This is a genomic window from Paraburkholderia sp. J63 (genome assembly GCF_905220245.1).
Taxonomy (GTDB): domain Bacteria; phylum Pseudomonadota; class Gammaproteobacteria; order Burkholderiales; family Burkholderiaceae; genus Paraburkholderia.
In genome coordinates, this window is the sequence record NZ_CAJMZF010000028.1 from 34,883 (window position 1) to 47,021 (window position 12,139).

Genomic DNA, 12,139 nt, shown 5'->3' on the forward strand with positions numbered 1-12,139 from the left:
CCGTCCACTCATGCGGCCAACGCCTGCGTGCCTTGCGGCAGCGCCAGGTCCAGCACCGCGTGTTCGCTCGCCGCGCTGCGCGGCAACTCTCCGGAAATGCGGCCTTCGCGCATGACCACGATGCGGTCCGACACGCCAAGCACCTCCGGCAATTCCGATGACACCATCACGATCGCGCAGCCGCGCGCCGCGAGCTGGTAGATCACGTTATAGATCTCGTGCTTCGCGCCGACGTCGATGCCGCGCGTGGGCTCGTCGAGAATCACGACCTTCAGGTCGGGCTCCGCGAGCCAGCGCGAAAGAATCGCTTTCTGCTGGTTGCCGCCCGAGAGAAAGCGGATCTTCTGGCGGCGGCTCGGCGTCTTGATCTTCAGGAGCTTGATGAAGCGGTCCGCCGTTTCCGCTTCTTTCTTGCGATCGAGAAACATGCCCGCGCGCAGGAAGTGGCGGCGGCAACTGATGTTGATGTTCTCCGAAACCGTTGCCATCGCAACGATACCTTGCTCCTTGCGATCTTCGGGGCACAGCACGATGCCCTGGCGAATCGCGTCGCTCGCGCTCTTCACGCGGATCGGCTTGCCGTCGAGCTCGATCTCGCCTGCGCGCCGCTTGTGCGTGCCGTAGATCAATTGCATGAGCTCGCTGCGGCCCGCGCCCACGAGCCCGAAGAAGCCGACGATCTCGCCCGCCTTCACCTCGAAGCTCGCCGGCTGCGCGAGCGGATGGCCTTCCACGCCGCGCACCGCGAAGCGCACCTTGCCGTGCTCGCGCGGCGCGTAGTTGTAGATGTCACTGATCTCGCGGCCCACCATTTCGGCTACGAGCGTCGCGCGCTTCACATCGGCGAGCTGCTCGTGCGAGGCGATCTTGCGGCCGTCGCGGAAGATCGTGCAGGCGCCGCAGAGCTCGTAGATCTCGTCCATGCGGTGCGAGATGTAGATGAGCGCGCGGTTGTCGGCGCGCAGCTCGCGCACGAGCTTGAAGAGCACTTCGGTCTCGCGGTGCGAGAGCGAGCTCGTGGGCTCGTCGAGCGCGATCACTCGCGCGTTGCGCAGCAGCGCCTTGCAGATTTCCACCATCTGGCGCTGCGCGATGGAGAGCTTGCGCAGCTTCGCGGCCGGATCGAGATCCACGCCCATCGCGGTAAGACGCTCGCGCACGAACTTGCGCGCCTGCCCGCGCTTGACCCAGCCGAGCGCATTGGGCAGCGCGCCCAGCAGCAGATTCTCGGCGACCGTGAGGTCGGGCACGTATTGCAGCTCCTGGTGAATCACGGCGATGCCCGCGCCGATCGACGCCGCCGCATCGGCGAAGCGCACCTCGTTGCCGTCCATCAAAATGCGGCCCGAGTCCGGCTGATATTCGCCGCCGAGTATCTTGAGCAGCGTGGACTTGCCCGCGCCGTTCTCGCCCATCAAGCCATGCACTTCGCCCGCGTGCACGTCGAACGACACGCCGTCGAGCGCGCGCACGCCGGGAAACACCTTGCCGATATTGTCAAAACGCAGTGTCGCTGACACTTCGGTTTCCTCTCATTCGATTCGCCGCGCGCGGCCGGCGCGCGCTTCATTCATGCATGACTCGCGCACCGGGCCGCCTTGCAGCGGGAAACACTTCAAACCGCTTCCATCCCAACTTTCAAGCAGGGCTGTCGCGCCGTTACTTCGCGGCGAGACCCATCTGCTCGCGCACCTGGTTCACGTTGTCACGCGTCGCGAGCATGCCGGTCGTGAGCGTGAGCATCGGCGGCTCCTTGCCTTGCGTGATCCACGCGTACATGAGCTCCGACGTTTCCTCGCCATGACGCTTCGGGCTGATGATGACGGTGCCGTAGAAGCCCGTCGGTTCCGGCTTCTTGAACTCGTTCAACGCCGAGTCCGAGCCGCCGATGCCGATGCCGATCATGTTGTCGGCCTTGAAGCCGCGGCCTTCTGCGGCGCGCACGGCGCCCAGCACGGCTTCGTCGTTCAGGCCGTACGCCACCCAGTGCTTGAACTGCGGGTTCTTGGTGAGCGCGATGTTGGCGGCGTTGAAGGCGTTTTCCGTGTCGGTCTTGGCCTGCGGCGCGGCAACGATGTTCGCCTTCGGGAAGCCCGCGGCCACGAGCGCGTCGGTCGCGCCCGTCGTGCGGTCGTGCGCGGTCGGCAGTTGCTCGTAGGTCACGTCGATGGCGCCCACGTCCTTCATGTCCCAGCCGCGCTTCTTGATCTCGGCGGCAATGCCGTCGCCCACCTGCTTGCCGATGTTGTAGGCGGAGATGCCCATGTGCGGCACGGACTCGATCGGCTTGCCCGCGCCGTCGACGAGACGGTCGTCCACGGTCATCATCTTGAGCTTGTCGGCTTTGGCCTTGGCGACGATGCCCGGTCCGAGCTTCACGTCAGGCGTGCAGATGATGAAGCCCTGGGCCTTTTGCGCGGCGAGGTTGTCGATCGCGCTCATGACCTTCTCGCCCGAAGGCGCGCCGATCTTCACGAGCGTGAAGCCGTCCTTCTTGGCGGCCATCTCGGCGAACTTCCATTCGTCCTGGAACCACGGCTCCTCGGGCTGCTTCACGAGAAAGCCGATCTTGACCTGGTCGGCGGCCTGGGCGACGGGCGCTTGGGCCAGCACGGCGGTAGTCGCGGCGGCCAACAGCGTGAGGAAAATCCTGCGTTGCATGGTGTCAGTCTCCTGTCTTCTTCAGTCACGGGAAGGTGGCGGCCGCTTTTTCTTCATCCGCCCGCGCGCGGCCAGCGCTGCGGCGAAAGTGCTGCGTGTTCTTGCCTTATCTATTCGTGATGGAGCGCCGTGCGCCCGCCATCGATCGTGATGCAGCTCGCGTTGATGAACGGCGCCTCGTCCGATGCGAGGAACACGGCCGTCATCGCGACCTCCTCGGGGCGGCCGATGCGCTTCATCGGCGGCAATTCGAGCGTCGCACGTCGCGCCGCCTCGGGGTCGGGCTGCGCGTTCCACCAGTCGTGCGTGAGCTGCGTCTCGATGTAGCCCGGCGCGATCGCGTTCACGCGCACGTTCTTCGGCGCGTACTCGATGCCGAGCGCGCGCGTGAGGCCGATCACGCCGTGCTTGGCGACCGGGTACGGGAAGCAGCCCGGAATGATCTGGAACGCGTGCGTCGAGGCGATATTCACGATGCTGCCCGCGCGGCGCTCGACCATGCCCGGCAGCACGGCGCGGCAGCCGTTCCAGACGCCGTCCAGATCGACGGCGAAGCAGCGGCGCCAGTCGTCGTCGCTCATCGTGAGCGGATCGGCGAACACGTTGATGCCGGCGTTGTTCACGAGCACGTCGACGGGACCGAACGCGCGCTCGGCCTCGGCCACGGCGGCTTGCACCGACGCGGCTTGCGTGACGTCGGTTTGCACGGCGAGCACCTTCGCGGCGCCGACCCCGTTACCGATCGATTCGGCGATTTCGCGCGCCGTCACCTGCGCGCTCGCAATATCGAGCTCGGCGATCACGACCGCCGCGTCTTCGGCCGCGAACGCGCGCGCGATCGCGGCGCCGATGCCGCGTCCCGCGCCCGTCACGAGTGCGACCTTGCCCGCGAGACGATTCACGCTTTCGCTCCTTGCGCGCTTTGCGTCGCGCTCCAGCCCGCGATGAACGCGAGCGCGTTCGCGCGCGTGGCCGCCACGTCCTGACCCGGCTTGTAGAGCGCGGAGCCAAGGCCGAACCCGCTCGCGCCCGCCGCCAGTTGCGGCCCCATGTTGTCGGGCTTCACGCCGCCCACGGGCAAGAGCGGCACGGCGCCGGGAATCACGGCGCGCCACGCCTTCGTCACTGCCGGGCCCAGTTGCTCGGCGGGGAACATCTTGAGCGCGTCGGCGCCGCATTTGAGTGCGGCGAACGCTTCGGTCGGTGTCGCCACGCCCGGCACACAGGCCAGGCCCTGGAGTTTGGCCGCGAGAATCACCTCGGTGTCCGCGTGCGGCATCACGATCACTTCGCCGCCCGCTGCCTTGACGTCGCGCACGCGCTCCGTCGTGAGCACGGTGCCCGCGCCGATCAGGACGTCGGCGGGCAGCGCCGCGCGCAGCGCCGCGATGCTCTCGAGCGGCGACGGCGAATTGAGCGGCACCTCGATGACCCTGAAGCCCGCCTCGTAGAGCGCGCGGCCATGGTCGGCGGCCTCGGCGGGCTTGATGCCGCGCATGATCGCGATCATCGGGCAAGCGCCGAACGCGGTCATGAAGCCCGCATGAGGCGTGTACGGGGCAGGCAAATTCAACTCGGGTTCCATCGTGCTAGTCCTGTGGTTTGCGTTCTGCGTGTTTTGCGTGCTTTGCGCCGGTCACGCCGCCGCTCATACCCTGCTCACACCGTCTGATCCGCGCCGATCACGAGGCCCGCGCGCACCGCAATGCGCCACAGGCCGCGCTCGGTCGCCTGGCGCACGATCTGCGCACCGCCGCAGCCGAACTGCGCGAGCGCGAGCCGATAGCGCTCGCAGAGCGCATCGGCGCCGATCAGCTGCGGCGCGCAGGCCGTCAGATCCACGTCGCGCCGCGAGAGCACCGCTTCGAGCCCCGCCAGCTCATGACCGATCAGGAGACCTGAGAGATAGTCGGGTTGCTCGTCGGCGGCCAGCTGGTCGGTGAGGCCCAGCGTGCGCGTGCTGAACGCGGTCGCGAGCACGCCCGCGCAGCCGTGTTCGCGCGCCACCGTCACGCCGCGCAGGAACGCCGCCGTATCGGGCGCGACGGGCCGCTTCATCGTGCGGCCGAGGATCGTGTGCGCCGTGAGCGCGGCGTAGACCTCGCCCGTCATGAAGGTATAGAAGCGCGCGATGCGCGAGCCCTCCACCACGACCCATTTCGCGTGCGTGCCGGGCAGGCCGATCAGCGCTGTCTGGTTCGCTGCCGGGTTTGCTGCCTGCCCCGCCGGCTGGGTCGCGGAGGCCGCGTCCGCATCGGCTTGCGCACCGGGTACACCGAGGGCACCGAAGATCTGCGTTTCCTCGCCGCGCATGACGTTGGGCAGCGCGCCCGGCTCCAGCACGCCCGGCACGACGGCCAGCTCCACGCCACACGCCGCGCGCACCTTGACGATGCCGGCCACGAGCGCGTCTTCGCCCGCGGGCGTTTCCACATATGGCGCCTGCACCCAGCCCTGCGCGCTGCCGACCATGCCCGCCGCGAGCACCGGCAGCGCACCCGCGCGGAGCCACACGCCGCAGGCCTCGTCGAATGCGGCGTCGAAGCCGCCCTCTTCGGCCGGCACCGGCAAGTTCATGATCCCGGCCGTCGAGATGCGCGTATCGAGCACCTCGCCCGCCGCATCGAACAGGTACGCGCGCAGCGAAGTCGTGCCCCAGTCGAGCGCGATGAGCACGGCGCGCTTCGCCCTGGCTGCATCGGGCTTGCTCCGTTCGCGATGTGAGGCGGTCGTGCGCAAGGTCATCGGCGAATCCTGCGCGTGGCGGGCTGCGGCACACGCCAGCCGAGTTCCTGCGAGATCGCGCGCGCCTCGCGCTGCACGACCGGAATCAGTTCGTCCATGCGTTCGAGCGGCATGTAGGGAATCGTGCTCGCCACCGAAAGCGCCGCCACGATCGCCCCCGACGCGTCGCGCACCGGCGCGGCCACGCAGCGGATCGAAATTTCGTTCTCCTCGAGATCGAACGTGTAGCCGCCGGCCGAATAGGTGGCCATGCGCTTGAGGAAGGTGTCGGGCTCGAGGTTGTGATCGGGACGGAAACTCACGCCCGCTAGCGCGCGCCGCGACGCCTCGAACAAGTCGCGCCAGGACTGCGGCGCGAGGTCGAGCATCATCGCCTTGCCGATGCCCGTGGACGCGAGCGGCATGCGGTGCCCCACGCGCGAACGCATTTCGAGGCCGCGCTGGCCGGGGATCTTGTCGATGTAGAGCACGTCGTCGCCGTCGCGCACGCCCAGGTGAATCGTGTCGAGCGTCGCCTCGGCGAGCGCTTCGAGGTGCGCGCGCGCAACGGCCGTGAGCGGCATCTGCTCGAGCGCGATCGTGCCCAGTTCGATGAGCTTCGGGCCGAGCAGATAACCGCCCTGCACCTGGCGCAGATAGCGCGCCTGCACGAGGCTCGAAACGAGCCGGTGCGTGGTGCTGCGCGTCGTGCCGAGCACGGCGCCGAACGAACGCAGATCGCGCACGCCGGCGGCGGCGGCTTCGAGGATCGCGAGACCGCGCAGGAGCGTCTGCGTGCCGGCCTGCGCCGAGCCGTCGAGCAGCGCGCCCGGCAGGCCGACGATCTCGTCGGCGCCGGCGCGCGATTTGGTCTGCGGTTGCGCGTGGCCGGCGGCGGGCGCTGCCGGAGCGCTTGCGGCGGCTTCGGACGATCCGGCGGCGGGGGTGTCTTCGGCGCCCGGGAAGCGCTCGGCGAGATTCGGGGACATCGCTTTGTTCATGGCGAGGCCGCTCAGAAAGACGGGAATAGACGCACAACGTCGAGCGACAGCGGGCGGGCCATGGTTCGCAATGCACAGGTGCGCTTCGCGCATGACGACGGACGGCACGAGGCCGCGCACTTCGCGGGCTGGAACATGGCTGGCGTCTCCGATTTTTGCCCGTCGCATCGCGCGATTTGCGCGGCCGCGGGCTTTTGTCTGGGCTATGCCGACTTGCGCTCGGGCGCGCTGTTTGGGAGCGCCCGGCGGGTCATGTCGGATGGATCGGATTGTAGGGCGGTTTTTCCGCGATCTCCAATATGTGATTGGGTCGCTCAAATATTGGGAATTCAGGCCCCTGACCGGATGGCCAGCGATGCCCGGAAACGCGCTGGGACTTGATGAAATCGGGGGCGCAAACACCCGTCCATTCAGAGACTTGAGCCATGTCATTCCCGGCGCTCGCCGGGCGGCTCAACTCCTTGGAGGGCATATAAAATTTTATATAATCTCAGCAATGTGAAGCCGGTGGAGTTCTGCGGCAGTGCGTTAGCCGACCTCAAGCGGTTTCCCGAAAAGGCACGGCGCGAAGCGGAGCGTCAATTGCGCCGCGTCCAGCACGGACTCGATCCGCACGACTGGAAGCCCATGAATCCCGTGGGTCAGGGTGCGCGCGAGATTCGCATTCGCGACGAGCGCGGCGCGTTTCGCGTGCTCTATGTGGCGCGCATTCGCAATACGATCCACGTGCTGCACTGCTTCAGGAAGACAACGGAAAAGACGGCGTTTACCGATCTTTCCCTCGCGAGGCAGCGTTACCGCGCTGCCCAAACACAGGAATCCGAACCGTGAAGACTCAGCAATTCGACAGTGTCTGGGATGCCCTCGAAGACACGCCCGAGGCCGCCCAAAACATGACGTTGCGCAGCGATCTGATGATCGCACTCGAGGAATACATCAAGCGCAACAAGATGAGCCAGGCCCGGGCAGCCCAGCTTTTCGGCGTAACGCAACCGCGCGTATCCGACCTCGTGCGCGGCAAGATCGAACTGTTCTCGCTCGACTCGCTCATCAACATGGCCGTGGCCGCCGGCATGAAGATCGAACTGCGCATCACGCAGGGGCCGCCGCGCGGCGGCGACACCAATAAGGAAACGGCCGCCAGATAATCCGGCAGCCGCTTCTCGTCACTTTCCTCGCCACGTTCGCAAGGCGCTCGCGTGCGCCCTTGCATGAACCCTCAGCCTTTACTTCCCGGCCGGCGCCTTATACGCGACGCAATCGACCTCGACCTTGCAGTCCACCACCATGCTCGACTGCACGCAGGCGCGTGCCGGCGGATGCTCGCCGAAGTATTCGCGGAACACCTTGTTGAACGACTGGAAGTCGCGCGCGTCGTCGAGCCATACGCCACAGCGCACCACGTGCTCCGCGCCGTAGCCGGCTTCCTTCAGGATGGCGAAAAGATTCTGGATGGCCTTGTGCGATTGCTCGACGATGCCGCCGTGGATCACCTCGCCGCCTTCCATCGGCGTCTGGCCCGAGACGTACAGCCAGCCGTCGGCTTCCACCGCGCGCGCGAACGGCAGATGTTGTCCGCCCTGGCCCTTACCGCCTTCCGCTCCAATTCGTTTCATCGTTTGCTCCTTTGAGTTCGTGCGGCGCATGCGGCTTCGCGACTAGTGTCCGATACCGCGCACGCCTGGGGTCGTTGTGTGTGTGCCTGAAAAACCTGGGTTACCGAATCGGGAACGCTAGAACGCCTGTTGTGCATCGCGCGTGCCTCGCGCGACGAAGTGTCCCGCGCGCTCGCCCGTCGGCTGACCGTCGCGATACGAGAGCACGCCGTTCACCCATACCGCGTCGATGCCCTCGGCCACCTGCTGCGGCTTCTCGAAGGTCGCCGCGTCGCGCACCTTCGCGGGGTCGAACAGCACGAGATCGGCGTGCCAGCCCACATGCACCTCGCCGCGCTGCGCGAGGCCGAAGCGCCGCGCCGACAAACCCGTCATCTTGCGCACCGCCTCTTCGAGCGGCAGCAGCGCCACGTCGCGCGCGTAATGGCCGAGCACGCGCGGGAACGCGCCCCACAGGCGCGGATGCGGCAGCGGATCGTTCGGCAGGCCGTCCGAGCCCACCATCGTCGCGGGATGCGAGAGGATGCGGCGCACGTCGTCCTCGGACATGTTGTGATAGACCGCGCCCGCCGGCTGCAGACGCTTGCCCGCCTCCTGCTGCGAGACGCCCCATTCGGCGGCGATGTCCTTGATGAGCTTGCCCGCCTGCTCGGGATGCGGCGTCGACCACGTGATCGTGATGTCGATGTCGCCCGTCACCTGCTTGAGGTCGAGCGTGGACGAGCTGCGGCTGTACGGATAGCAGTCGCAGCCCACGGGCTGATACTTGCGCGCGCCTTCGAGCGACGCGAGCACTTCCGTGCTGCGCCCCCAGTTCGACGGGCCCGCGCACTTCAGATGCGAAATGACGACCGGCACGCGCGCGTGCTTGCCGATCTGGTACGCCTCCTCCATGGCCTCGAGGATGGCGTCGAACTCGGTGCGCATGTGCGTCGTGTAGAGCGCGCCGGCGGCGGCGAGCGGCTCGGCGAGCGAGGCGACTTCCTCGGTCGACGCCGCAAAGGCGTTGCCATAGGCGAGCCCCGTGGAGAGCCCCAGCGCGCCATGCGCGAGCGCCTCTTCGAGCTGCGCGCGCATTGCCGCGATCTCGTCGCCGGTGGCGGCGCGCTTGAGATCGTCCATGTGGTTGTTGCGCAGCGCCGTATGGCCGATCAGCGCGCCCACGTTCACCGCGGGCTTCGCGCCGTTCACGGCGTCCACGTAGGCCGCGAAGGTCGGGTACTGGAACGCCTCGCGCTCGCCGAGCAGATTCATCGGGTCGGGCGGATCGCCCCTGAGCGACACCGGCGAAACGCTGATCCCGCAATTGCCGACGACCACCGTCGTCACGCCCTGGCTGATCTTGGGCAGCATCTGCGGCGAGCGGATCACGTGCGTGTCGTCGTGCGTATGAACGTCGATGAAGCCCGGCGCGAGCGCGCGCCCGTTGGCCTCGATCACTTCCTCCGCGAGCCAGTTCGACAGATTGCCGATGGCGGCGATGCGCCCGTCGCGCAACGCGACGTCGCGCTCGACGCCCGGCGCGCCCGTGCCGTCGTAGAGCGTGGCGCCGATGATCAGGGTGTCGGCAGCTTCCGGATGCGAATGCATGGCTTGTTCTCCTGTCGATCCGGAACGCATGCTCCGGTCTCATCCAAAGTTGTCAATCGCCGAGCGGTTGGCGCGCGCCGCCGCGCCCGGCAATCCCGCGATGCGTGTCGAGCGTGAGCTTCATGCGGCGCAGCAACTCGCGGCTCGCTTCGGGCTGCGCGAGCGCGAGCTCCGTCACGAGCACGTCGAGCGCCATCATCATCGCGTAACGCGATGACGAAGGCTTGTAAATGAAATCGGTCTCGCTCGCGACGATCGGCACGAGCCAGTCGGCGAGCGCGGCGAGCGGCGACGCCGGCGCCGTGAGCGTGACGAGCTTCGCGCCGTAATCGCGCGCGATGCGGCACGCATCGAGCAGCTCGGGCACGCGACCTGTTACCGAAAGCGCGACGACCACGCAATCGGGCGAGAGCGTGCTCGCGACCATGCGCTGCAGCAGGCTGTCCTGATACGACGCGACGGGCCGGCCGAGCCGCACGAGGCGAAAGCGCATTTCGTCGGCGAGCGCGCTGGAGCCGCCGCCCATGCCGAACACGTAGATCATGCGCGCCTCTCGCAGCGCGGCGGCGGCCTCGGCGAGCGGCGCCTGGCGCAGCAGCTCGTGATTGCGTGCGAGCGCGGCATGGATTTCGTCGTAGACGCGCGTGGCGAGCGCATCATCCGAAGGCACCGAGGCGCTTTCAGCGCGGCGCTTGCCGCGCTTGCCCTTGCCGGTCTGCGGGCCATCGCCGCCGTCTTGCGGCGCCGCGCGCAAGAAGCGCTCGCCCACGGCAGCGGCCTGGGCGAGCCGCAGCTTGAGCTCGCGCACGTCGTGGCAGCCCACCGCCTTCGCGAAGCGCGTGACCGACGCCACGCTCACGCCCGCGCGCCGCGCCAGCTCGCCGATGCTCGCGCGCGCGGCGGCGGCGAGGTCGTCGAGAATCAGGGCGGCCACGTCGCGCTCGGCCGGACGCAGATCCGGCACGCATTGCGCGATGCGGGCAACGATATCGAAACGTCCCGGTTCGGCGGCGGAATTCATGAAGGGCGCGCAGGGCTCAGGGCAGTAAGCGGGTGAACGGGTGGATGAACCAACGGCGAAGCTTTGTTAATAAATAACATTTCCCGAACAGATGGTACTTTGTGTACTATCTCCGAGTCAACGCCGAGCCTGCCATGTCCGCAGTATAGAGGCGCAATGGAGAGTATGGAGCGAACGGAAATGAAAGTTACAAACTATCAGAGTGCGACGATCGACCCGAACAGCAAGGGCCTCGGCAACCTGCCGGGCGCGAGCGTGCCGCTAGGCGACGCAGCGCGCCTCGAATGGAATCTGCTCGCCGAGGACGTGAGCCTGCCGGCCGCCGTGCTCTACGCGGACCGCGTCGAGCACAACCTCAAGTGGATGCAGGATTTCGTCACGCGCTACGGCGTGAAGCTCGCGCCGCACGGCAAGACCACGATGGCGCCGCAGCTGTTTCGCCGCCAGATCGAAACGGGCGCGTGGGGCATCACGCTCGCCACGGCGCATCAGACGCGCGCCGCGTATCGCGGCGGCATCTCGCGCGTGCTGATGGCGAATCAGCTCGTGGGCCGCCGGAACATGGCGATCATCGCCGAGCTGCTGAGCGACCCCGACTTCGAATTCTTCTGTCTCGTGGACTCGGTGGAAGGCGTCGAGCAACTGGGCGAATTCTTCCGCGCCTCGAAGCGCACGCTGCAGGTGCTGCTCGAACTGGGCGTGCCGCGCGGGCGTACCGGCGTGCGCGACGCGGACACGCGCCGCGCCGTGCTCGACGCAATCGCGTGCTATCCCGACTCGCTCAAGCTCGCGGGCGTGGAGATCTACGAGGGCATCCTCAAGGAAGAAAGCGAGGTGCGCACCTTCCTGCGCGACGCGCTCAACGTCACCGAAGAACTCGCCGCCGCGGGCCGCTTCTCGCGCTCGCCCGCGCTGCTCTCGGGCGCGGGATCGGCGTGGTACGACGTGGTGGCCGAGGAGTTCGCGAAGGCCACGCAGGCGGGCGCGATCGACGTGGTACTGCGCCCCGGCTGCTACCTCACGCACGACGTGGGCGTCTACAAGCAGGCGCAGTCGCAGATCCTCACGCGCAATCCGGTCGCGCGCGAGATGGGCGTGGCGCTGCTGCCGGCGCTGCAGCTCTGGGCCTATGTGCAGTCGATTCCGGAGCCGGGCCGCGCGATCGTCGGTTTCGGCAAGCGCGACGCCGCGTTCGACGCGGGCTTTCCGGAGCCGACGCGCCACTATCGCCCTTCGAGCGACGGTGGTGACAGTAGCAATGGCGGCAAAAGCGAGCCGCGCGAGATCGCCGCAAGCGAGGGCTGGGAGATTTTCCAGATGATGGATCAGCACGCCTATCTGCAGATCCCGGCCGGCGCGGACATCAAGGTCGGCGACATGATCGGCTTCGACATCTCGCACCCCTGCCTCACCTTCGACAAGTGGCGCCAGGTGCTGATGGTCGACGGGCAGTATCGCGTGACGGAAGTGATCGAAACGTTCTTCTGATCGCTTGGCCGTTCGACAGACGGCAGAGGGAATGTACG

At 67.4% G+C, this 12,139-nt stretch carries 12 protein-coding genes; 3 read left to right on the forward strand and 9 right to left on the reverse strand.

Going from position 1 to position 12,139, the window contains the following annotated elements; all coding sequences use genetic code 11:
- Positions 1-8: 8 nt before the first annotated feature.
- The 6 genes from araG to U5775_RS25775 form a co-directional block, all read right to left on the reverse strand.
- A complete protein-coding gene (araG, locus tag U5775_RS25750; protein WP_322060930.1) occupies positions 9-1,520 on the reverse strand; it encodes an L-arabinose ABC transporter ATP-binding protein AraG in 1,512 nt (503 codons plus the stop codon).
- Between the two features lie 139 nt (positions 1,521-1,659).
- Positions 1,660-2,661, reverse strand: coding sequence for an arabinose ABC transporter substrate-binding protein (locus U5775_RS25755; RefSeq protein ID WP_322060931.1), 1,002 nt, complete (start codon positions 2,659-2,661; stop codon positions 1,660-1,662).
- Between the two features lie 110 nt (positions 2,662-2,771).
- Positions 2,772-3,563 (reverse strand): SDR family oxidoreductase, encoded by a 792-nt coding sequence (locus U5775_RS25760; RefSeq protein ID WP_322060932.1) that lies wholly within the window; start codon positions 3,561-3,563, stop codon positions 2,772-2,774.
- Entirely contained in the window at positions 3,560-4,246 is a 687-nt protein-coding gene (locus U5775_RS25765; RefSeq protein WP_322060933.1) for a 2-dehydro-3-deoxy-6-phosphogalactonate aldolase, read from the reverse strand. Before U5775_RS25765 ends, U5775_RS25760 begins: the two co-directional genes overlap by 4 nt.
- Before the next feature lie 74 nt (positions 4,247-4,320).
- Positions 4,321-5,406 (reverse strand): 2-dehydro-3-deoxygalactonokinase, encoded by a 1,086-nt coding sequence (locus tag U5775_RS25770; RefSeq protein WP_322060934.1) that lies wholly within the window; start codon positions 5,404-5,406, stop codon positions 4,321-4,323.
- Positions 5,403-6,386: an IclR family transcriptional regulator gene (locus U5775_RS25775; protein ID WP_322060935.1), complete on the reverse strand. Its 984-nt coding sequence runs from the start codon at positions 6,384-6,386 to the stop codon at positions 5,403-5,405. Before U5775_RS25775 ends, U5775_RS25770 begins: the two co-directional genes overlap by 4 nt.
- A 507-nt stretch (positions 6,387-6,893) precedes the next feature.
- Between U5775_RS25775 and U5775_RS25780 the strand changes: the two genes are divergently transcribed.
- Entirely contained in the window at positions 6,894-7,217 is a 324-nt protein-coding gene (locus U5775_RS25780; RefSeq protein WP_415913652.1) for a type II toxin-antitoxin system RelE/ParE family toxin, read from the forward strand.
- Entirely contained in the window at positions 7,214-7,534 is a 321-nt protein-coding gene (locus tag U5775_RS25785) for a helix-turn-helix domain-containing protein (RefSeq protein WP_322060937.1), read from the forward strand. Before U5775_RS25780 ends, U5775_RS25785 begins: the two co-directional genes overlap by 4 nt.
- Before the next feature lie 78 nt (positions 7,535-7,612).
- Here U5775_RS25785 and U5775_RS25790 read toward each other — a convergent pair whose 3' ends face one another.
- From U5775_RS25790 to U5775_RS25800, 3 genes are all read right to left on the reverse strand, one after another.
- A complete protein-coding gene (locus tag U5775_RS25790; protein WP_322060938.1) occupies positions 7,613-8,002 on the reverse strand; it encodes a RidA family protein in 390 nt (129 codons plus the stop codon).
- A 117-nt stretch (positions 8,003-8,119) separates the two neighbouring features.
- On the reverse strand, positions 8,120-9,592 hold the full coding sequence (locus U5775_RS25795; RefSeq protein WP_322060939.1) for a D-aminoacylase: 1,473 nt from the start codon (positions 9,590-9,592) through the stop codon (positions 8,120-8,122).
- A 52-nt stretch (positions 9,593-9,644) separates the two neighbouring features.
- Entirely contained in the window at positions 9,645-10,613 is a 969-nt protein-coding gene (locus U5775_RS25800; protein ID WP_322060940.1) for a MurR/RpiR family transcriptional regulator, read from the reverse strand.
- A 180-nt stretch (positions 10,614-10,793) separates the two neighbouring features.
- Between U5775_RS25800 and U5775_RS25805 the strand changes: the two genes are divergently transcribed.
- Positions 10,794-12,101 (forward strand): amino acid deaminase, encoded by a 1,308-nt coding sequence (locus U5775_RS25805; RefSeq protein WP_322060941.1) that lies wholly within the window; start codon positions 10,794-10,796, stop codon positions 12,099-12,101.
- Positions 12,102-12,139: the final 38 nt, after the last annotated feature.

Bases quoted from the DNA above. Each gene is read 5' to 3' on its own strand.
- U5775_RS25755 (WP_322060931.1), bottom strand. From the start codon at position 2,661: ATGCAACGCAGGATTTTCCTCACGCTGTTGGCCGCCGCGACTACCGCC.
- U5775_RS25765 (WP_322060933.1), bottom strand. From the start codon at position 4,246: ATGGAACCCGAGTTGAATTTGCCTGCCCCGTACACGCCTCATGCGGGC.
- U5775_RS25770 (WP_322060934.1), bottom strand. From the start codon at position 5,406: ATGACCTTGCGCACGACCGCCTCACATCGCGAACGGAGCAAGCCCGAT.
- U5775_RS25775 (WP_322060935.1), bottom strand. From the start codon at position 6,386: ATGAACAAAGCGATGTCCCCGAATCTCGCCGAGCGCTTCCCGGGCGCC.
- U5775_RS25790 (WP_322060938.1), bottom strand. From the start codon at position 8,002: ATGAAACGAATTGGAGCGGAAGGCGGTAAGGGCCAGGGCGGACAACAT.
- U5775_RS25795 (WP_322060939.1), bottom strand. From the start codon at position 9,592: ATGCATTCGCATCCGGAAGCTGCCGACACCCTGATCATCGGCGCCACG.
- U5775_RS25800 (WP_322060940.1), bottom strand. From the start codon at position 10,613: ATGAATTCCGCCGCCGAACCGGGACGTTTCGATATCGTTGCCCGCATC.
- U5775_RS25805 (WP_322060941.1), top strand. From the start codon at position 10,794: ATGAAAGTTACAAACTATCAGAGTGCGACGATCGACCCGAACAGCAAG.